Annotated in this window: 22 protein-coding genes and 2 tRNA genes; 13 read left to right on the forward strand and 11 right to left on the reverse strand. The window is 47.7% G+C overall.

All coding sequences use genetic code 11. The annotated features are described in order from the left end of the window. Window positions 1–158: 158 nt before the first annotated feature. Window positions 159–491: a type II toxin-antitoxin system PemK/MazF family toxin gene (locus VJB08_00905; GenBank protein ID HLD42529.1), complete on the reverse strand. Its 333-nt coding sequence runs from the start codon at window positions 489–491 to the stop codon at window positions 159–161. Further along, window positions 476–724 (reverse strand): AbrB/MazE/SpoVT family DNA-binding domain-containing protein, encoded by a 249-nt coding sequence (locus tag VJB08_00910; protein HLD42530.1) that lies wholly within the window; start codon window positions 722–724, stop codon window positions 476–478. The genes VJB08_00905 and VJB08_00910 overlap by 16 nt, the downstream gene beginning before the upstream one ends. A gap of 399 nt (window positions 725–1,123) precedes the next feature. Here VJB08_00910 and VJB08_00915 point away from each other — a divergent pair, with 399 nt between their 5' ends. From VJB08_00915 to VJB08_00925, 3 genes are read left to right on the forward strand one after another with little or no spacing between them, the layout of a single operon-like run. Then, window positions 1,124–2,209: a hypothetical protein gene (locus VJB08_00915; GenBank protein ID HLD42531.1), complete on the forward strand. Its 1,086-nt coding sequence runs from the start codon at window positions 1,124–1,126 to the stop codon at window positions 2,207–2,209. Between the two features lie 53 nt (window positions 2,210–2,262). Then, window positions 2,263–2,670 carry a hypothetical protein gene (locus VJB08_00920; protein ID HLD42532.1) on the forward strand — a complete coding sequence of 136 codons (408 nt, stop codon included), beginning with the start codon at window positions 2,263–2,265 and terminating at the stop codon, window positions 2,668–2,670. A 21-nt stretch (window positions 2,671–2,691) separates the two neighbouring features. Next, window positions 2,692–3,309, forward strand: coding sequence for a hypothetical protein (locus VJB08_00925; GenBank protein HLD42533.1), 618 nt, complete (start codon window positions 2,692–2,694; stop codon window positions 3,307–3,309). A 116-nt stretch (window positions 3,310–3,425) separates the two neighbouring features. Here the strand turns inward: VJB08_00925 and VJB08_00930 are convergent, their stop codons facing one another. Genes VJB08_00930 through VJB08_00940 form a run of 3 tightly spaced genes read right to left on the reverse strand, consistent with a single transcriptional unit; the run spans window position 3,426 to window position 5,206 of the window. Next, window positions 3,426–4,016: a hypothetical protein gene (locus tag VJB08_00930; protein ID HLD42534.1), complete on the reverse strand. Its 591-nt coding sequence runs from the start codon at window positions 4,014–4,016 to the stop codon at window positions 3,426–3,428. A gap of 6 nt (window positions 4,017–4,022) precedes the next feature. After that, a complete protein-coding gene (locus tag VJB08_00935; protein ID HLD42535.1) occupies window positions 4,023–4,610 on the reverse strand; it encodes a hypothetical protein in 588 nt (195 codons plus the stop codon). Window positions 4,611–4,621: 11 nt separating this feature from the next. Further along, window positions 4,622–5,206: a hypothetical protein gene (locus VJB08_00940; protein ID HLD42536.1), complete on the reverse strand. Its 585-nt coding sequence runs from the start codon at window positions 5,204–5,206 to the stop codon at window positions 4,622–4,624. A 352-nt stretch (window positions 5,207–5,558) separates the two neighbouring features. Here VJB08_00940 and VJB08_00945 point away from each other — a divergent pair, with 352 nt between their 5' ends. Together VJB08_00945 and VJB08_00950 are read left to right on the forward strand one after the other, a co-directional pair. Then, entirely contained in the window at window positions 5,559–5,987 is a 429-nt protein-coding gene (locus VJB08_00945; GenBank protein ID HLD42537.1) for an RpiB/LacA/LacB family sugar-phosphate isomerase, read from the forward strand. Then, the gene (locus tag VJB08_00950) at window positions 5,984–6,631 is read left to right on the forward strand and encodes a hypothetical protein (GenBank protein HLD42538.1); all 648 of its coding nucleotides are present in this window, start codon (window positions 5,984–5,986) and stop codon (window positions 6,629–6,631) included. Before VJB08_00945 ends, VJB08_00950 begins: the two co-directional genes overlap by 4 nt. Before the next feature lie 16 nt (window positions 6,632–6,647). Here VJB08_00950 and VJB08_00955 read toward each other — a convergent pair whose 3' ends face one another. Continuing rightward, window positions 6,648–6,788 (reverse strand): hypothetical protein, encoded by a 141-nt coding sequence (locus VJB08_00955; protein HLD42539.1) that lies wholly within the window; start codon window positions 6,786–6,788, stop codon window positions 6,648–6,650. 61 nt (window positions 6,789–6,849) lie between these two features. Between VJB08_00955 and VJB08_00960 the strand changes: the two genes are divergently transcribed. Together VJB08_00960 and VJB08_00965 are read left to right on the forward strand one after the other, a co-directional pair. After that, window positions 6,850–7,689: a transketolase gene (locus VJB08_00960; GenBank protein ID HLD42540.1), complete on the forward strand. Its 840-nt coding sequence runs from the start codon at window positions 6,850–6,852 to the stop codon at window positions 7,687–7,689. A 203-nt stretch (window positions 7,690–7,892) separates the two neighbouring features. Then, window positions 7,893–8,873: a transketolase family protein gene (locus VJB08_00965; protein HLD42541.1), complete on the forward strand. Its 981-nt coding sequence runs from the start codon at window positions 7,893–7,895 to the stop codon at window positions 8,871–8,873. Window positions 8,874–8,912: 39 nt separating this feature from the next. Here VJB08_00965 and VJB08_00970 read toward each other — a convergent pair whose 3' ends face one another. Next, on the reverse strand, window positions 8,913–9,302 hold the full coding sequence (locus tag VJB08_00970; GenBank protein ID HLD42542.1) for a hypothetical protein: 390 nt from the start codon (window positions 9,300–9,302) through the stop codon (window positions 8,913–8,915). 82 nt (window positions 9,303–9,384) lie between these two features. Between VJB08_00970 and VJB08_00975 the strand changes: the two genes are divergently transcribed. Further along, window positions 9,385–9,496, forward strand: a tRNA-Ile gene (locus tag VJB08_00975). A gap of 238 nt (window positions 9,497–9,734) precedes the next feature. On the opposite strand, the gene VJB08_00980 is transcribed toward VJB08_00975, so the two are convergent. Continuing rightward, a tRNA-Asn gene (locus VJB08_00980) sits at window positions 9,735–9,858 on the reverse strand. A gap of 138 nt (window positions 9,859–9,996) precedes the next feature. Here VJB08_00980 and VJB08_00985 point away from each other — a divergent pair. From VJB08_00985 to VJB08_00995, 3 genes are all read left to right on the forward strand, one after another. Beyond that, window positions 9,997–10,554, forward strand: coding sequence for a 50S ribosomal protein L15e (locus tag VJB08_00985; protein ID HLD42543.1), 558 nt, complete (start codon window positions 9,997–9,999; stop codon window positions 10,552–10,554). Window positions 10,555–10,732: 178 nt separating this feature from the next. Next, complete coding sequence (locus VJB08_00990; protein ID HLD42544.1) at window positions 10,733–11,503, forward strand: radical SAM protein; 771 nt, start codon at window positions 10,733–10,735, stop codon at window positions 11,501–11,503. Continuing rightward, entirely contained in the window at window positions 11,472–11,777 is a 306-nt protein-coding gene (locus VJB08_00995) for a hypothetical protein (GenBank protein ID HLD42545.1), read from the forward strand. The genes VJB08_00990 and VJB08_00995 overlap by 32 nt, the downstream gene beginning before the upstream one ends. Before the next feature lie 3 nt (window positions 11,778–11,780). On the opposite strand, the gene VJB08_01000 is transcribed toward VJB08_00995, so the two are convergent. Continuing rightward, window positions 11,781–12,434 (reverse strand): hypothetical protein, encoded by a 654-nt coding sequence (locus VJB08_01000; protein ID HLD42546.1) that lies wholly within the window; start codon window positions 12,432–12,434, stop codon window positions 11,781–11,783. Window positions 12,435–12,823: 389 nt separating this feature from the next. Here VJB08_01000 and VJB08_01005 point away from each other — a divergent pair, with 389 nt between their 5' ends. Continuing rightward, window positions 12,824–13,690, forward strand: a complete 867-nt coding sequence (locus VJB08_01005) for a VIT1/CCC1 transporter family protein (GenBank protein HLD42547.1) — start codon at window positions 12,824–12,826, stop codon at window positions 13,688–13,690. 54 nt (window positions 13,691–13,744) lie between these two features. Here the strand turns inward: VJB08_01005 and speB are convergent, their stop codons facing one another. Both speB and VJB08_01015 read right to left on the reverse strand, forming a co-directional pair. Then, window positions 13,745–14,614, reverse strand: coding sequence for an agmatinase (gene speB, locus VJB08_01010; GenBank protein HLD42548.1), 870 nt, complete (start codon window positions 14,612–14,614; stop codon window positions 13,745–13,747). A 10-nt stretch (window positions 14,615–14,624) separates the two neighbouring features. Beyond that, window positions 14,625–15,017 carry an HIT family protein gene (locus VJB08_01015; GenBank protein ID HLD42549.1) on the reverse strand — a complete coding sequence of 131 codons (393 nt, stop codon included), beginning with the start codon at window positions 15,015–15,017 and terminating at the stop codon, window positions 14,625–14,627. 301 nt (window positions 15,018–15,318) lie between these two features. Between VJB08_01015 and VJB08_01020 the strand changes: the two genes are divergently transcribed. Then, the gene (locus VJB08_01020; protein HLD42550.1) at window positions 15,319–18,519 is read left to right on the forward strand and encodes a class I tRNA ligase family protein; all 3,201 of its coding nucleotides are present in this window, start codon (window positions 15,319–15,321) and stop codon (window positions 18,517–18,519) included. The last annotated feature ends 7 nt before the right edge of the window (window positions 18,520–18,526 follow it).

Raw genomic sequence — 18,526 nt, forward strand, 5'->3', positions numbered from 1 at the left:
ACCTGTTGGAAAGTCACGAAAAACAACGTCACAAAATCACAATACTTTCCAACCATTGATGATCTGCAAGAATCCCTTGAGAACTTTTGGAAAAAACATATTTTTATGCAGAACTTCATGCGTTACTTATGTCGTTAACTAGATAGGCGGGAAGAAAACTATGTAGTGAATAGATCCACTATCCCCTTTTCCACTTCTTTTATTTTTGATTCCTTAAGGGAACCAATCTTGTATAGAATGATTGATTTATCGGCAGTAAATAGCTTATTTGGCCTTATCATGCTTGTTAAATTTAAGCTGCCTTTTTTGAAATCGCTGCTTATCAGAGTGATAGAATAACTGTCAACCCTTGATTCGCTTGTTATTTGGCAGAGAACTATGTCGTCTCCTTCCAAGATAGCTGCTACCAAAGCAGGCCTCTTTTTTGACTTGCTTAAATCTGAAAAAGGAAAAGGCAAAACTATTACCTCCCCTTTCACAAATTCTTCCATGCTTCTTCGTCCTCTCTGCTATTCCAATCTTTAGCTAAGGATTTTTCACTAGCAATTGCAGTTGCCATTTTTTCGCTTACTTGCCCCAATGGCCTTAATTCTACACGGTCTTTAAAGGTTAGAATGGCTATCTTGGACCCTGTTTTGAATCCTTCAATCTTCCGTATCTCTTTTGGGATAGCTATCTGCCCCTTTTCAGTTATTTTAGCTGTTTTAATTTCAAGTAATGGCATTTTTATCACCTTCTTATTTGTAAGATAAGTAAGGATATCTATATAAACTTTTTGGTTTTCTTCCCCCCATAAACATAAGTCTTTCCTCCGCTTCAAATAAAGACGACCGCGCTAATCTCCCACCTAAAGCTTGGGGGTTTCCACCCGGCAAATTTTCAATAAAAAGGGGCACAGCATGGCACTTCAATTCTTACTATCTGATGAGCATTGCACACAACATACGGAAGATTTTGAAGTTAACAAGAGGGCTTCCGAGTGTTAAAAGAAGGGATTTTATTTTTTTCTTCGTTAATTTGGCAATCCGGAAAGTAATTGCGGGACAGCGTCGTTCGTTAAACGCATCATAGGCCCGTCTGCGGCTCTGTTGCCTTTATAAACCCTCAGCACTTCCCGGCCTGAATGCCAGAATTCCCAAAGCCATTCTTCAAGGAGCCATCAGCAGCAGAGATCCTTAAAGCAGATTCGATCAGGATAATAACAGGACCTTCTCTTGTGCAGAAGATAAAGGACATAGAGAAAGACCAGGCAGGGATTATCCTCTGTGACCTGATTCCCAAACAATTTGACGGAAAAGATGAGTTTGACCGGTCCAGGAAATTCATGAAGCACGGCCCTGAACTCAAGATCAGGAGGCTTCACTCGCTTGCGGATGCAGAGAAGGAAGAGCGGCTGCCTGTGGAGTTAAGGAGGGAAGCCTTCGGCTCACTGGCAAATAGGGCATATCCAGGCTACTCCACCAAGCCTTTTTTGCGGCCAGACAAGCGGACAAGAAGGTTCTCACTAGGAGAAAATTGCGCAGGCACCCAGCTCTACTGCTATGCAAGCCACTTCAACGAGGAAATAGTGATTAAGCCTTATGACGATGCAAAACGAAGCGGAAGGGAAGGAGCGAAAATTGCTGCAAAGATCCCTTCGCGCACTCTTGGAAAGGATCCCTATGAGTTTATGGTGTATTCTGTCCCTATTGAAGACGGTCCGGAAAAACTTGCCCTTGCATGGCATGTGTGGACAACGCATTCCTGCAGGAAAAAGCAGTGGAACATACGGTATAACTTCGAGGACGCAAAAGAAGATTCTGAGCAGATTTCTCTCTGCTCCCACGAAGTCGCAGCCTATCTGGCGATTATGGAGTACTATAAGGATGAGCAAAGCAATGCTCTGCCTGCTGACATGAACCCCTTTGCTGTTCCCTCACAGCAAGATGTTGATTTCTATAAAAAGCTCTGCAACCAGTGCTTGATCATCCGGATGGACCAAAAGGCTGCGAAGGATATCGAGACTGCCCTTTCGCCTACATTAGAGGGAAGACTCTCAATGCAAAAGGTAGAAAAGCTGTTTGGCAGAAAACCGAGAAAGCTCTATGGTGCGGATACTGAGATACTCCTCTTTGGCAGCATATACGTAAATAATAAAAGGAAGGCTCGTGGCTTCCCCGATGAAGACCCGTTTGTTCCAAAGATTCCGCTATTGGATTATCTATGGTGACTACTCCCTCATCCTAACATAAATTTATAAGACATCCGGCCTTACGAGGCATTATGGACGCAGGCCCGACATATCTTATGAACACTCCAAGGGGGTCGCCCCAGGCTTCTGACGCAGCTCTCATGAATCAGGTCAATACGCTCAACACCAAGCTTCGCGTGCTTGAGGAGCGCTTCAACAACATACGAAAGAAATCCCAGCTTACCGAGCATAGCATGCTCAACAACCAGAAGAAGAGCGCGACAGAGTTCAAGAGCCTCCATGATGAAGTCAAAGAGCTGAGGCAGCATATGCGGGAGATCAATGAGAAGCTGGCAAAGATTATCGATGAGCTCGGCAGGTTTGCAAAAAAAGAGGAGCTGAGGATACTCACCACGTATATCACACTTTGGGATATGTCGAGGTTTTTAACAAAGAAAGAGGCCCAGGAACTCGTGAGGCCGATGCAAACCTTTAAATAATTCAGATATCAGGAATGCAGCATGCCGTTGTTCACCTTCAGGAAAAAAAGTGAAGAGGCAAGCCAGGGCCAGCCAGCGAGGGAAGAGATTCCTCTCCAAAGGATTCAGCAGATGCGCAGCCAGGGCATCGCGAACGACCAGATCATCAGCCAGCTGCAGTCCGAGGGGTATTCTTCAGCCCAGATATTTGATGGGCTTAATCAGGCAGATATGACGCAGGCTCCGGGCCCGATTATGGCCCCCTCCGAACCAGGCCCAATGGTTGCTGAAATGGAGGGCCCGTCCGATGAAGGCATGGACAAGGAGCGCGTTGAGGAGATGGTTGAGGCCATTATCGATGAGCGATGGGAAGAGCTCATGAAAAATATCAACAAGATTGTCGAGTGGAAGGGAAAAACCGAAAGCAGGATGACCGTCATTGAGGAGCAGGTGAAGAGCATCAAGGAAGATTTTTACAAGCTCCAGGCCGCGCTTGTTGGGAAGATAGGGGAATATGACCAGAACATCCTCAATGTGGGGATGGAAATCAAGGCGATGGAGAAGGTCTTTCAGAAAGTCCTTCCCCAATTTACAGAAAATGTGAGCGAGCTTTCTCGGATTACCCAGGGCATCAAGAAGCCAAAGAATGCTCCAGGATAATGCTGCGAAGGGCATTCTTGCAGCCATCAATTTTTTTCTGGAAGTTTTTTAAGTAAAGTGCTGATCGCCAGAATAGCAAAGGACGAGTATAAAGAAGGTTACACATGCTACAACTTCTAATGATGCATGCCCGATCCATCCTCAGGTTCATGATGGGAGTCTGCAGTTAACCGATTCACGGCCGCAAGAGCAATCAGAAAGATAGCAATGAGTCCAAGCACCTTGGGATGGAACAGGATAGCCCAGAATGCTGAAGAGCCGGTCTCATCAACCCCACCAGTCGAAGTTCCTGTTATATTCACCTTTGTTGGAGCCCCTTCCTTGAAAGTAATCGATGAAAGCGAGCCTAAGGCAATCACTATAGACATCCCTATAATCCACCACCCGATGGTTACGGCATAAGGCCCATTAAAGACATCATGAACATCCTCATTTGAGGCTCCCAGGGTCTTAAACCCAACCATTGCAAAGAGGATGAACAGGAACAGCAGCACAAACCAGGGAGTCATAAGGTTGACCACTTCCCGCAGCGTTGGAGACAGGAGCACGAAAAATGCAAGGATAAGGGCCAGAATCACCTGAAGTCCCTTATTATCTCCAAAAAGCTTTGTATAGGAGAACGCTCCGTAAAAGAAGACGAGCACTAAAAGAAAAGGAAAGATGATACCGAAACTGCTGATAAGTCCGGTATCGAGTGGCGTCGCCATTGCCAGCTAATGGTGCCTCTTGAAAAAGTCAGTAAGATCGTTGAGGAAGCCGCTCACTCCCTTCCTCGTCTTGTTTTCTTCTCCCGTGATGAAGGCGATGATCAGGGCAAACACAATGAGGATGATGATGATTGCAGTAGCCTCAGCCCCGAAGAAGTTTGTGAACCAGTTCCATCCCTGCCACCAATCAGCAGCAGCTCCGAAGATCCAGATCACAGCAATGATAGCAAGGACAACAATCGAGCCTCCAAAATAATTCGTCCAGCCTGCCTGCGCCCCAAAGATTCCAATAAGCAGCAGGAACATGACCACGACCACCACCAGAACTGAGACTGTTGGCAGGAATTGGTTCACGATATTAACAAGATCAGCATTCGGCGGATACGTATTCGTCACATGCGGGATGACGAACAGCAGGCCGATGACAAGGCTAATGACGAGATGTATGTTCTTCTTGTCATGCCCAAAGATCTCAATCTTCTGCAGCAATGCATAAAGGATTGCAAAGACCAGGATGAAGGGCAGGAGCACATCAGTAAAGCCCCATGTCTCCAGCATCCGTACAAAATTATCCAAAAAATATGCCTGTGCCATGTTTATACCTCCTACGACTCGTGTTTATGAGAGTCATTCGTTTTTCTTTGCGGCTCACGTACAGTAAAGTACAGCAGCACGATGAGCACAATAACCATGATAATCGAGCCAACAACCGCTGCGTTGTTGCCTGAAAATATATACTCCCAGCCAGCCTCCAGCCACGAATCACCATTGTCTGTCTTGATGGCCTGGAGGAAGATCAGGACAATCCCGATGAACATGATCCACATGAAGAGCTGTTTCCATCCCGCCTTCAGGAAGACTCCCTCCTCCTCTTTCCAAAAGGAGCCAACCAGCAGCAGGAAGAAGACCGACAGGATGAGCAGGATAACCATCTGGCCTGACACATCCGCGATGATCTCCACCAGCCGCGATGATGCAATGGTGATGAATGCTATGGTGAATGCCACAATGGCATTCAGGTTCTTCTTTGAGTACTTTGCCCCTTCGATTTCCTCAGTGCCCAAGACCTTTGTTTTCTCCAAAATCGCGAAAACAATGGTGAACACGAGCAAAAAAGGAAGGACAACGTCATAGATGCCGAGTTCGTCAAAAAAAACAATAGCGTCTCTAAATAGACTGGACTCTGGCATGGAGCGATTCTGGAATACAAGGTATATAAAGCTTTCGCTTCTCGCTGGCTCCGGCGAAAATCAGTGCTGCCGCCTCTCTGCGAGGCTCTTAAGGATTAGCATGAGCTGAGTTGAGGGGGTTGTCCCTTACGGGCGAGGTGCCGCTCTTCGCTGAAAACCGCCAGAGCCGAGCTGCTCCGAAGGAGCGACCAAAAATGCGAAACATTTTTGTGAACGGCGGCAGCCGGTGGCTTGTGAGCGAGTGAGAACGAGCTCACTCGCAAGCAACTGCGAGATTTTCGCCGGAGCCGCTTCTCCTTAAGATTTGCTTCTCCCCAAAAATTTATATAGGCAAAAAAGCCATGAAGTGACCATGAAGTACTATATCGGATCAGATCATGCAGGCTACAAAGTAAAAGAGCTGCTCAAAGCGGTGCTCAGGAAAAAAAGGATTCCATTTGAGGATCTTGGCACTCAGAGCGAAGAGCCAGTGGATTACCCAGATATTGCCATGCAGGTGGCACACAGGGTCAAAAAAGCACAAGGCAAAGGCATCCTCATCTGCGGGACAGGGACAGGAATGGCAATTGCAGCCAATAGGATGAAAGGCATCCGGGCAGTTGCCGCATCAGACATCTACACTGCAGCCATTGGAAAGAGGGACAATGATGCCAATGTCCTTTGCCTCAGGGCAAGGCAGTTTCCATTTCACAAGACCAAGGCTATCGTTGAAGCCTTCCACTCCGCAAAATTTTCCGGATTCAAACGTCATAAGAGAAGAATCAGAAAGCTTGACCAATGAAAAATATCATCGTTCCCGCGCTTCTTGAGAAACATGAAGCTGGCCTTATCGCAAAGCTCCAAAAGCTGAAACTCGTTGCAAAGCGTATCCAGATAGACATAGCAGACCATACGTTCGTCAGAAACAGTACCCTTGACCTTAAGAGGATACGAAGCCTGCCAAGGGGGATAAAGCCGGAAATCCATCTGATGGTAAAGCATCCTGGAGAGCACCTTGGACAGTGCCACAGGTTAAAGGCAGCTCTGGTGATTGCCCACATTGAAGCCTTTCCTGGCATGGAGGGATTGCATGAGTTCATTGCCAAAGCCAAGAGGCTGAAGCTGAAGATTGGACTTGCGCTTAATCCCGAGACTCCGAGCCGCTTTGTGGAGCCATATCTTCCGTTCCTGGATTCGGTGATGTTTATGGGCGTGCACCCGGGATTTCAGAACCAGCAGTTCATCTTCTCAACAATCAAGAGGATCCGGAAATTCAGGAAGAGCCATCCCAAAGTGTTCATTGAAGTTGATGGCGGCATAAAGAAAGGCATCGCAAAGAAAGCTGTCAAGGCCGGAGCCAATGGAATCGTCATCGGATCAGCAATAGTCAGCCAAAAGGATATCAAGGCAGCCATCCAGGAATTCAAGAAAGAGATCTCGCATTAAAGGGCTCCGGCGAAAATCAGTGCTGCCGCCTCTTTGCGAGGCTCTTAAGGATTAGAATGAGCTGAGTTGAGGGGGTTGTCCCATACGGGGCTTCAACGATGCATACAGAAGTGCGGCGCAAGCCGAGCCGGCGGCAGCTGCGGAGCAAGATTTTCACCGGAGCCGCATTAAAGATTAAATATTTAAACCTCAACAGACGCGCTCCACCAGTGGCAAGAATTTCTGGCATCAAGGAATTGTATCTCAAGTCCAATGAGCTCCGCCAGGATGTCATTCGGATGCTTGACAGCGCCAAGTCAGGCCACACTGCAGGCCCCCTTGGCATGGCTGATATTTTCGCAGCGCTCTACTTCAATATCCTGAACCATGATCCCAAGCAGCCAAACTGGGGCAAGAGGGACCTCTTCTACCTTTCAAACGGCCATATCTGCCCAATCTGGTATGCAGCATTGGCACATGCAGGGTATTTTCCACGTTCAGAGCTTCTGACCTTCAGAAAGATCAACTCGAGGCTCCAAGGCCACCCGCATCGGGGAGAACTCCCGGGAGTTGAGAACAGCGGAGGGCCTCTAAGCCAGGGCATCTCTATCGCAGTCGGAGCAGCAATCGCAGCAAAGATGGACAAGCTCAGCCGCACAATCTATGTTGGCATGAGCGACGGAGAATGCGAGGAGGGCCAGACATGGGAGGCCTTTATGATGGCAGGAAACCGGAAGCTCGACAACCTTATCGCAGTCCAGGACAGGAACAATATCCAGATTGATGGGTTTACTTCAGATATCATGAGTATTGAGCCGTTTGAGCAGAAAATGCAGTCGTTCAACTGGAATACCATTGTTATCGACGGAAATAATATGGCAGAAGTCCTCAAGGCATTTGGAGAGGCAAAACGAACAAAAGGGAGGCCCACCATGATCATTGCAAAGACCATCCCTGGAAAAGGAGTCTCGTTTATGGAGAATGATTACAAATGGCATGGCAAGCCGCCAAAGCACGAGGAGGCTGAGAAAGCGCTCAAAGAATTAGAAGCTGAGAAAGAGAGAATAAGAACCTCATAAAACCTCATTAAGAGAAAATGCTTTTGATAGTTTGGAAATAGGAAAAAACCAATTGTAAAGAAGGATTCAATGAATAAATAATCGAGTTAACCCTTAAAATGATAATAAAAGATATGATTAAATTAAAAATGGAAATACCGATCATAATGATTAAAAACAATTTAAATTAAAACCATTGAAAGCCTAAATAACCCCAACCAACGATGAAAACCAATCCAGCAATGCACCTTCAGGATATTGAAAAGGCTGAGAAGGGAGCAACCCGGGACGGCTATGGAAAAGGCATGCTTGAATTAGGAAAAGCCAATAAGGACGTTGTAGTGTTGAGCGCAGACCTGACAGAGTCAACACGGGCAAACTGGTTCAAAGAGGCATTTCCTGATCGTTTCATCGAGTGCGGGGTTGCAGAGCAGAATATGATGGGAGTTGCAGCAGGGCTTGCCTACAACGGAAAGATTCCTTTCGCCTGCTCATTTTCGGTCTTCTCCCCGGGAAGGAACTGGGACCAGTTGAGGGTCAGCGTCTGCTACTCAAATGCGAATGTGAAAGTTGGCTCAACACATGCAGGCCTGACTGTGGGAGAGGATGGGGCAACGCATCAGGCTTTGGAAGACATCGCAATGACTCGCTGCCTCCCCAATCTCTCAGTGATTGTGCCTTGCGATGCAGAAGAGGCGAGAAAAGCGACAATTGCAGCAGGCAAGGCCCAAGGACCATTCTACCTCCGGTTCGGAAGGGAACCCCTGCCAACAATGACGACACCAAGAACGCCTTTCACGATTGGGAAAGCTTTAACATTCAGGCAAGGAAAAGACGTCGCAATTATTGCATGCGGCATTATGGTTGCAGAGGCTCTCAAGGCTGCAGGGATGCTCGAAAAAGAGAAGATTGACGCGATGATCATCAATTGCCACACCATCAAGCCAATAGACACAAATACAATTGTTGCTGCTGCCAAAAAGACAGGCGCGGTGGTAACAGCAGAAGAGCATCAGGTTTCAGGAGGGTTGGGAGGGGCAGTTGCAGAAGTGCTTGCAGAGCGCTGCCCAGTCCCGCTCGAAAGGGTTGGCGTAAAAGACACCTTCGGAGAATCAGGCAAAGCCCTGGAGCTTCTTGAGAAGTATGGCTGCACTGCAAAAGAGATTGTTGCTGCGGTGAAGAAGGTTATGAAGAGAAAGGAGTAATCCGTGAGAAAGGGACAGTTGCATGTACGTTGTTCGTTCTTATGGTTCGTGTGCTTCTTGAAGCAATGCCTGATACGTTTCATCGGCCCGCTTCTTGCGAGCAGCCCTTCTTATAAAGTCATCAGGCCTTGTTAAAGCCAGTTCCTCATAATCAGAGCCTCGTAAATAGTTGGCAGCCTGCTGCAAAAGCTGGTAGGTTTCATCCACCCTTTCCGGCGTGAAGAAAGAGATGGGTTCTTTGGCTGGATAAACTATCAAATCCGAAAGGTCTCGTTGAAGATAATTGATTCTTCTTAAATGTTCTGGAGACTTAGGAAATGCTCCTGCATCCAAGATTGCCGTAATCTGCTGTGAAATATTTTGATATCGTTCAGCTAAGGGGGGATCCCGGCTTCTCCCAAACAATGCAGCGACAATTGAACCGATCATAAAGAGGAAAAGAGGATCATAAGTTAATAAAGGTTTCCAAAACCAAAACCAATATAAACCCGATTTTAATCTTTTAACATACGGGCCCGTAGCTTAGCCTGGAAATCCACTCCCTCTCATCTGAGAGGATAATTGGGCAATGGAGTGCTCGACTGATAATCGAGTGGTCCCGTGTTCAAATCACGGCGGGCCCATTTTGATTCATCAAGTTCTCTTTAGTCTCTTTAGATAATCTTTTTATAATACCGCTAAATCAAAAAATGAACAAAATGGATAAACAGGAGATAAGAAAATAAATACGAATTCTGGTGGGTTATGCAATCAATTGTACTATTCAAATATCTCTGCCTCATGGCAATAGGATTTATTCTCGGAAGGCTCACAATGGCAATTCAGATAGAGATAATGCGCAGATAGATGCAGGATAAGAAGCGCCCTGGACCAGACTCGAACTGGTGACCTCATGGTTTCAGCCAAACCCCGCAGGGTAAGGGTAACAGCCATGCGCTCTTTACAGCTTTTGGACAGCCAAAAGAACCTGCTAAGCTACCAGGGCATGGCGTTCTAAGAACCATGTCGTTTATTTAAAGATTTCCTAAACCTGTACCTTTATAAACCCTTCCCGATTTCTCCATTTTCGGAGATGTGGGCGTTGGCTTGCCCGAATCCGATTATTCACGATAATGGAGGCCGGATGGGAGCATACCAGTACATCAGAGAGGCTTGGAACAGTCAGGAGCAGCTAAAAGAGCGCCTCATGGCATGGCGGAGAGAGCCTGTAACCCTCCGCATCGACTATCCTACACGGCTTGACAGAGCCCGATCGTTAGGCTATAAGGCTAAACAGGGGATTATTCTTGTTAGGCAGCGAGTCCTGAGAGGCGGCAGAAAGCGGCCAAAGGTGCGCGCAGGCAGGCGCTCAAAGCGCATGACGCAAAGAAAAGACTTGAAGCTCAACTTCCAGAGCGTGGCAGAGCGCAGGGCAAATCAGGCATTTGTGAATTGCGAGGTTCTCAACTCATATTTTGTTGCACAGGATGGAAAGAATATCTGGTATGAAGTGATCCTCATTGACAGGAGCCATCCTGCTATCCTTGCTGATTCCCGCTTTGCATGGATCAATGCAAAAAGGGGAAGAGCATTCAGGGGACTGACATCTGCCAACAGGAAAAGCAGAGGACTCCGCCATAAAGGCAAGGGAGCAGAGAAGATGCGGCCAAGCCTGCGAGCGCACGGACGATCAGGCAATTAGCAATCTTCACCTTCAGCGGACCAGTATTGCTTCTGCATCATTTTGCCGACGGAGATAACAATCTTTATATACCACGGAGCAAACAGAAATCCGAAAGAGGTGACTACATGGACAAGCCAATCAGCTATGACACCATCAAAAAAAATAAAGCACTGACGGAGTTTCTCGAAGACGAAAAATGCAGGGATACATCGCAGAAGTAACAGATCTGAACAAGACGCTCTTCAACAAAGAAAAGGTTCTCACGGTCCTATTTTCAGGGTGCAATTTCCGCTGCCCATGGTGCTTTGTCCCGGAACTGCTGGAGTTTAAAGAGCAGAAGGACGTCCAGGGCATCAAGAATGATATCAGGCGCCTCTGCCCAGGAAAGAAGTCCATCATATTCAGTGGCGGCGAGCCGTTGCTGCAGAAGCTGACCCTGAGGGATCTCTGCATATTCTCAAAAAGCATTGGATTGAAGACCGGGATTGAAACCAACGGAAGCAGGCCTGACGTGCTTGGCTCATTGCTAAAGGAAGATCTCCTTGACTTTATTGCGCTGGATCTCAAGACCCAGTTTGACGAAGAGCAGTTTGAGCGGGCAACCCAGGCCCAGACATTTTTCATCTCAGGCTACCAGATCATGAATGATATAAGGAAAAGCTTAAGAATTCTCAAGGATTATGAAGATACCATCGACATTGAGATCCGTACGGTGATCATCCCGGGCATCCTTTTTCGGAAGGAGGACCTGATGGCAATCGCCGCAGAACTCAGGCACCTGCGTTGCACCTGGCGAATACAGCCGTTTATACCGGGGAAATGTGTTGCAAAGCAGATCGAGCAGATTGAGGCTCCGTCAGATCGGTTTTTGGAGACCCTCGCAGATGCCTGCCAGTCAAAATACCCGCAACTGAGGATCGAGATAGGAAACCAAAATGAAGAAACTCCCGAAGCTGTTCTCTACTGAAAAGGGGAATGCCGCAGCAGTTGTCCTGATCGTGATTATCATCATCATTATAGTAGTCTGGATTGTTGTTCTGGTCGGAAGGGAATGCACGAATGACAGCGACTGCGGTGAAGGCTATTACTGCGGCTCTGACAACAACTGCCATGAGCACCGGATTATAGAAAAGACCGTTATCCAAAACCAGTATGACCGCGCAGCCTATATCATTGCATTTGCGCTTATTGTCGGCGCGCTGATTCTCCGGTTCGGAAAAAAGCAGAAAGAGAAAAAGTAAATATCAGAGGACCCTTTTTACTGCTTGGAGAACCATCTCTGCAATCTCTTCCTCGCGAAGCATCGCTGAATCCCCTGCACAGGTAAGTTTTACCCAGTGAGGCTGCTTCGCCAGCTTAAGGTACTCCTTAGCTACGCTTTCCTGATACCTGGCATCCTTCTCATGGACGTCCCCATGGCTAATCTGGCCCCTCGACTTTCTTAGGCTGAAAGATATGCGTACAGGCACATCAAGGAATACCACAAGATCCTCGTGAGGCATCTCATGCGTTATGTATTCAAGCTTAAGCATCCATTCCCGAAACTTCTCTTTTTCCTTGGGATCCTCAATCCTGGCGCAGGGATAGGCTATATTGGAGGAGACATACCTATTGATGAGCACAACATCATAGCTATCCAACGCATCCCTGATCTCCTGCCGAGATGACAGCCTGTCCAGAGCATAAAGCTCTGCAATGTCATACGGATCTGTCTTCCTAAAATCCCCGAGCTTTCCTTTCAGGTAATCCGCTATCTTCTTTCCATATTCTTTATCATACTGGGGGAAATCAAAAGTCGCCACAGAATAGCCCAGGGCAGTGAGGTTCTCCCTTAAGAGACGCATCTGCGTTGCTTTTCCTGAAGAATCAATCCCCTCAAATGCCACCAGTTTTCCCATAAGGCCATGAAACCCTGATGCCTTATTAAGATTTTGGAAAATAAGCGCCATTGAAAAGCTATGCAGCGCCATCCGTGAGCCATTGAAGCAGAAGATAGCACACCGACAAGAGGGTCGGCTCAATCAAAACGCAGTCGGGCGTTTTGGTGTGCCAAAAGAGCGTAGCTCTTTTTAGCACCATCGGAGAATGTCGCTATTCTTCCTGACTTGCGCATGGCGAACTGCTCCGCAGGAGCGACCAAAAATGCGAAGCATTTTTGAGTACTGGCGCTGCCGAGCGAAGTGAGAAACTTTTCAATGAGCCAGACAAATCTTAATTCTTAGGGCGTCAAAGTTATCGTATCCAGAAAATAATAACATATTTAAAGGAATGCCGGAAAAGAACAGGTATGGACAATCTTCGCCTTATCCTTGCTGCCCAGAGAAACGAGATAACAGAGCACCAGGTATACAAGCGGCTTGCCCAGAGGGCCAGCAACACAAATAAGAAAGTGCTGGAGGCTATGGCAGCTGACGAGTTGAAGCATTATGGGATACTGAAAGGAGTGAGCAAGAGGGAGATGCAGCCAAATGCTCTAAAGGTATGGTGGTATGGGCTGCTGGCGCGAACCTTTGGTCTCGCATTTGGCTTGCGATGCATGGAAAGGGGAGAGCAATACGCAGAGAAAATCTACACGCAGCTTGCAGGCCAGTCACCCAGGTTTATGGTGCTGCTTCGGGATGAGCAGCGCCATGAGAAGGAGCTCCTCAATATGCTCTCTGACCAGCGTCTTGAGTATGCCAGCTCGGTCGTCCTCGGAATCAACGATGCCTGGGTTGAGCTTACCGGAGCCTTAGCTGGCCTCACACTGGCATTGAGGAACAGCAAAATGATCGCCATCATCGCGTTTATCACGGGATTGGCAGCTTCGCTGTCCATGGCAGCTTCTGAATATTTGAGGTCAAAAGAGGAGGGCGAGCACGACAAAGACCGCAACCCCTTGACATCCGCTGCCTACACGGGAACAGCATACGTCTTTACAGTGCTATTGCTGATTTCTCCGTACATCTTCCTCAGGAACGTCTTTGCTGCCCTGGCAGCAATGCTGAGCATTGGCGTCCTGATCATCGCAGGGTATACATCGTATATTGCCGTGGCAAAGGATATAAAGTTCTGGCGGCGATTTACCGAGATGGTTATCATTGCAATGACGGTAACGCTGATCAGCTTCGCCGTAGGATCATTTGTCCGATTCTATTTCGGGATTGAGGCATAGCTAGAAAATGCAACGTTTTGTGGCTTCCCAATACCTACCTTAAGGTAACCATCGCTATAATGCGATGTAACTCATCAGCTTATAGACAAGCTTTGCAGCAAGGAAGTCTGATGATTTGTCTGATGGATTCGGGCACAGCTCGACAACATCAAAGCCTACCACCTTTTTTTTCTTGATGACGTTCTTGAGGAATTCAAGGGTCTCGTACCACTTCAAGCCGCCAGGCTCAGGAGTGCCTGTTGACGGAAGGATGGAAGGGTCAAAGCCATCCAGGTCAATAGTGATGTAGACAGGGCTCTCGAGCTTTGCCAGCACTTTGCCCATCCAGGCCGGGTCTTTTTGGATATCCTCTGCAAGAAAGCAGCGGCTCCGGTCAATAGAATGGTTTTCCTCAGAACTCACGCTCCGTATCCCTACCTGTACAATGGGGCAGATATCCTTCACCCTGGCCATGACGCAGGCATGGTTAAACCGCGATCCCTCATAACGTTCTCTCAAATCTGTATGCGCATCGATCTGCAGCACGTTGAGCTTCGGATACTTTTCCTTGTAGGCATAGACTGCCCCTGTAGTGACCGAATGCTCTCCGCCAAGGATAATGACTGCCTTGCCCTTGCTGAGATGCTTGAGGGTTGTCTGCTTCACTGCCTCAACCATTGCTTCAGGCGCAGATTTCACAATCGGGCGATCCGTAAAGATTCCTTTCCTGCATACCTCAGTGTCAGTCTCAATATCATAGAGCTCCATGTTCTGGCTTGCCTCGATAAGGCTCGTCGGCCCCTTATCTGCCCCTTTCACCCAGGTAGAAGTCTTGTCAAAAGGCACAGGAACAACGACGAACATCGAAGATTCATAACTGCTGTCTTTGGGGCTAAGTCCTGCGAAGCCTGAGAATGCTTCCTTGGGGTCTGAGATGAGTTTCATTCTGGAAAGGTCATTTGGGATATTTATAAGGGTTTCCCCTTTCTGGAATAATGGTTCTAATCCCTCCCGATGGATCCCTTACATCTCCTTTGTATCTCGGAATAACGTGGATATGCAAGTGAAACACAGTTTGCCCTGCTTCAGGGCCTTCATTATATCCTATGTTATATCCGTCTGGATGGTGTTGCTGATCGATATGCCCTTTTACCATCACTAATAAATCACGCAGAGCGATAACCTCCTGATCCGTAAGTTCACAAAGAGAATCAACATGCCTTTTTGGGATTATTTTCATATGGCCGGGGTTTACAGGATGTGCATCTGAATTTGCAAAGAATAACTCATTTTCCAGCTCACTCCTTGCTTTTTGATACTCTGGATCACAATACTTGCAATCAGGCATATGCAATGAGAATATCTTGTTTTTTATATGCTTAACGTTATCCTGTAATCGGCTCAGTAGAAAGTCTTGCTCCGCAGTTGCCACCAGTCCTCAAAAATGCTTCGCATTTTTGGTCGCTCCTGCGGGGAGCAGCTCGGCTCGTGCAGTTTTCAGCGAGAAGCGGCATATCCCCGTGAGGGGCATCCCCCTTGTCGCTGTGCTCTTGGAGACACAAAAGCCTCGCAAATGGGTGGCAACGACGGCTTTCTGCTGAGCTCTTGTAATCAATATTTTTAAATAATGGATAGATTCTTTGTCTCCTATGGCAGACTTTATCAAGATTGCAGCCAAATGGCAGAAGAGGTGGGAAGAAGCCAGGATCTTCCAGTCCGAAGAGGACACTAAGAAAAAGAAATTTTACTGCCTTGAGATGTATCCCTATCCCTCCAATGCCCTGCACATGGGCCATTTGAGGAATTATTCCATCGGAGATGCGATTGCAAGGTTTAAGCGCATGAACGGGTTTAACGTGCTGTATCCGATGGGCTATGATGCCTTTGGCCTGCCTGCAGAGAATGCAGCCATCAAGCACGGTATAAATCCTGCTGAGTGGACATGGAACAATATCAATGCTATCAAGGCGCAGCAGAAAGCTATGGGCCTTAGCTACGATTGGGATCGGCAGCTGCAGAGCTGCGACGAAGGCTACTATAAGTGGAACCAGTGGATCTTCCTTGAGTTTCTGAAAAAAGGGGTAGCATACAGAAAAAAAGCCCCTGTGAACTGGTGCGCAAGCTGCGGCACAGTCCTTGCTAATGAGCAGGTCATTGACGGAAAATGCTGGCGGTGCTCAAACACAATCACTGAAAAAAATCTGGAACAGTGGTTTTTCAGGATTACGGATTATGCTGAAGAGCTGCTGAAAGATATCGATAAGCTTGAGCATTGGCCTGAGGCAGTCAAGACTATGCAGAGGAACTGGATAGGAAAAAGCTCAGGAGTTGAGATCGATTTTCGAATCAAGAACCCGGGCCATTATGTGTTTTTGCATGCATACAATAGCTCAGTCAGCAAAGATTTCTGGCCTTGGCTTAAAAAAAGAATCGAGGCCCAAGGCGGCACGGTTGACGCAGTTAATCTCCCAGGCGGCGGCGCACCAAAGCTTGAAGCGCATCTGGCCGCCCTTGACAAGGCAACCATAGACTCATCAACAACCCTTGTCTGCCACAGCCTTGGCTGCGCAACCGCACTGAAGCTGCTCCAGCAGCGTAAAACCCGAATCAGAAGGCTGGTCTTAATTGCTCCGCCGCTGCGGCCGCAGTTTTTGGATAAGCCGAGGCCTGCGATAGACCAGTATTGCGATTGGAGCTTTGACTTCGGGCAGATTAAAAGTGCCGCAGAACAAATTAGTATTGTTGGTGACTTGAATGACCCAATTATCCCTCAGGAGCATCTCATGATCCTGGCCCATAAGCTGGATGCCGATCTTAGATTGGTGGAGGCTCCTAAACCCCATTTTAATTGCGCGGAAAGCAGAGCCATTCTTCATGCTTCTGCAGTTGCAATTCCTGCATTCACGACAAGGCCTGACACTCTCTTCAGCGTTACCTTCCTTGTGCTTGCTCCTGAGCATCCTCTTGTGAAGTATATGGTCCATAGAACCGCCTATGATAAGCAGGTTGAGCATTGCCTGCACACCATTTCCAAGCAAACCAAGCAGGAAAGGACAACAGAATCAGGAAAGGACAAGATTGGGTGCTTTGTTGGAATGCATGCCATCAACCCTGCAACAGGGAAAGAGATCCCAATCTATATCGCCAACTTTGTACTTGTCGAATATGGAACAGGAGCTGTGATGGCTGATGCCCATGATCAGCGGGACTTTGAGTTTGCAAGGAAATATGACATCCCTTTGAAATTTGTAATCTCTCCTGATGGAAAAAATGTTGATGCGGCAAAAGCAGGCAAGGCATTTACCGAGGACGGCATTCTGTTTGATTCAGGAGCGTTTTCAGGGCTGAGGAACAGGGAAGCGCTGCCGAAAATCGACGATTGGATCGAAAAGAGCGGCCACGGAAAGAGAACCGTGAGTTTCAAGCTGCGCGACTGGCTGATATCCAGGCAGAGGTACTGGGGGACTCCAATCCCTGTTGTATACTGCAAGAAGTGCGGCATAGTCCCTGTTCCTGAAAAGGAACTTCCTGTCAGACTGCCTGCAGATGTTAAGTTCACTGGAAAAGGAAATCCCCTGGAAACCTCGGAAGGCTTTGTCAATGCGAAATGCCCAAGCTGCAAAGCAAAGGCAAGAAGAGAAACTGATACCATGGACACCTTTGTTGACTCTTCCTGGTATTTCCTGAGGTACTGCGATCCAAAGAACAGCAGCAAGCCCTTTGGCCCTGCCCGTGTTCATTATTGGATGCCGATTGACCAGTATATTGGAGGCATCGAGCACGCAGTGCTGCATCTCTTATATGCAAGATTCTTCACAAAGGCTCTCCGGGACTTAGGGCTTCATGCAGTTGATGAGCCATTCACACGGCTTCTGACACAAGGCATGGTTATAAAAGATGGGGCGAAGATGTCAAAGTCTTTGGGGAATGTGGTCAACCCTTCAGAGATTATAGACAGGTTTGGGCCGGACACCGCCAGGCTCTTCATCCTGTTTGCAGCATTGCCTGAAAAGGAACTCGAGTGGTCTGACAAGGGCGTTGAGGGCAGCTTCAGATTCCTGAATCGTGTGCTCCGCCTGGCAGAAACTCCGAAGATACGGAAAACGATTACGCAGAAGGATGCTTTTATCGAGAGCAGGCTCCATCGGGCAATCAAGTCTGTGACTGCTGACATTGAAGAGTACAGGTTTAGCATTGCGATTGGGAAACTGATTGAACTTGTGAATGATATCTACCAGTACCGAGAAGGCGCTGTGCATCCCAAAGTGTACGGCACTGTTGTCGAGCACGTGGCCTTGCTGCTTGCGCCCTTTGCTCCGCACACTGCTGAGGAGTTGTGGGAGAGGCTCAGCAACACGGGTTTTATCTCACTGGCATCCTGGCCAAAGGCTGATCTGAAAAAGATAGACGAGAAGGCCGAACAGCTGGATCGGTTTGCAAGCCAAACCAGGCAAGATATCAAGGTTGTGGCAGAGCTGCTGAAGGTTCAGGGAGATGCACATATAACCCTCTTTGTTGCAGCAAAATGGAAATACCCATGTATGGCTGCATTGAAGAAAAAGCTTGCTGAGACAAGACAGCCTGGAGAATTGATCAAGGCTGCCATGGACAAGCATCATGGAAAGGAGATTGCAGCGCTTGTGGCTAAATGTCTCAAAGATCCAACAAAGATTCCTGAAGTTGTCCTTGACCAGAAGCTGGAAGCAGATATCCTGAAGATGAACATTGATACCTTGGGTGGAAACCTTAAGGTTTCCTCGATTGAAGTTATTGTTGAAGAGGATTCCAAGGAAGCGAAGGCCTCGCAAGCAATGCCTGGCAAGGTTGCTATTTTGATAAAGTCTCAATAGAGCTTGG

The sequence above is a fragment of the Candidatus Nanoarchaeia archaeon genome, from assembly GCA_035290625.1.
Taxonomy (GTDB): Archaea; Nanobdellota; Nanobdellia; order Woesearchaeales; family DATDTY01; genus DATDTY01.

Excerpts from the sequence above, each read along its gene's own strand:
- VJB08_00940 (HLD42536.1), bottom strand. The coding sequence starts at position 5,206 with ATGCCAGAGTCCAGTCTATTTAGAGACGCTATTGTTTTTTTTGACGAA.
- VJB08_00925 (HLD42533.1), top strand. The coding sequence starts at position 2,692 with ATGCCGTTGTTCACCTTCAGGAAAAAAAGTGAAGAGGCAAGCCAGGGC.
- VJB08_00950 (HLD42538.1), top strand. The coding sequence starts at position 5,984 with ATGAAAAATATCATCGTTCCCGCGCTTCTTGAGAAACATGAAGCTGGC.
- VJB08_00935 (HLD42535.1), bottom strand. The coding sequence starts at position 4,610 with ATGGCACAGGCATATTTTTTGGATAATTTTGTACGGATGCTGGAGACA.
- VJB08_01015 (HLD42549.1), bottom strand. The coding sequence starts at position 15,017 with ATGCCTGATTGCAAGTATTGTGATCCAGAGTATCAAAAAGCAAGGAGT.
- VJB08_01020 (HLD42550.1), top strand. The coding sequence starts at position 15,319 with ATGGCAGACTTTATCAAGATTGCAGCCAAATGGCAGAAGAGGTGGGAA.
- VJB08_00915 (HLD42531.1), top strand. The coding sequence starts at position 1,124 with ATGCCAGAATTCCCAAAGCCATTCTTCAAGGAGCCATCAGCAGCAGAG.
- VJB08_00965 (HLD42541.1), top strand. The coding sequence starts at position 7,893 with ATGAAAACCAATCCAGCAATGCACCTTCAGGATATTGAAAAGGCTGAG.
- speB (HLD42548.1), bottom strand. The coding sequence starts at position 14,614 with ATGAAACTCATCTCAGACCCCAAGGAAGCATTCTCAGGCTTCGCAGGA.
- VJB08_00990 (HLD42544.1), top strand. The coding sequence starts at position 10,733 with ATGCAGGGATACATCGCAGAAGTAACAGATCTGAACAAGACGCTCTTC.
- VJB08_00930 (HLD42534.1), bottom strand. The coding sequence starts at position 4,016 with ATGGCGACGCCACTCGATACCGGACTTATCAGCAGTTTCGGTATCATC.
- VJB08_00970 (HLD42542.1), bottom strand. The coding sequence starts at position 9,302 with ATGATCGGTTCAATTGTCGCTGCATTGTTTGGGAGAAGCCGGGATCCC.
- VJB08_00995 (HLD42545.1), top strand. The coding sequence starts at position 11,472 with ATGAAGAAACTCCCGAAGCTGTTCTCTACTGAAAAGGGGAATGCCGCA.
- VJB08_00920 (HLD42532.1), top strand. The coding sequence starts at position 2,263 with ATGGACGCAGGCCCGACATATCTTATGAACACTCCAAGGGGGTCGCCC.
- VJB08_00985 (HLD42543.1), top strand. The coding sequence starts at position 9,997 with ATGGGAGCATACCAGTACATCAGAGAGGCTTGGAACAGTCAGGAGCAG.
- VJB08_00910 (HLD42530.1), bottom strand. The coding sequence starts at position 724 with ATGCCATTACTTGAAATTAAAACAGCTAAAATAACTGAAAAGGGGCAG.
- VJB08_01005 (HLD42547.1), top strand. The coding sequence starts at position 12,824 with ATGGACAATCTTCGCCTTATCCTTGCTGCCCAGAGAAACGAGATAACA.
- VJB08_00945 (HLD42537.1), top strand. The coding sequence starts at position 5,559 with ATGAAGTACTATATCGGATCAGATCATGCAGGCTACAAAGTAAAAGAG.
- VJB08_00905 (HLD42529.1), bottom strand. The coding sequence starts at position 491 with ATGGAAGAATTTGTGAAAGGGGAGGTAATAGTTTTGCCTTTTCCTTTT.
- VJB08_01000 (HLD42546.1), bottom strand. The coding sequence starts at position 12,434 with ATGGGAAAACTGGTGGCATTTGAGGGGATTGATTCTTCAGGAAAAGCA.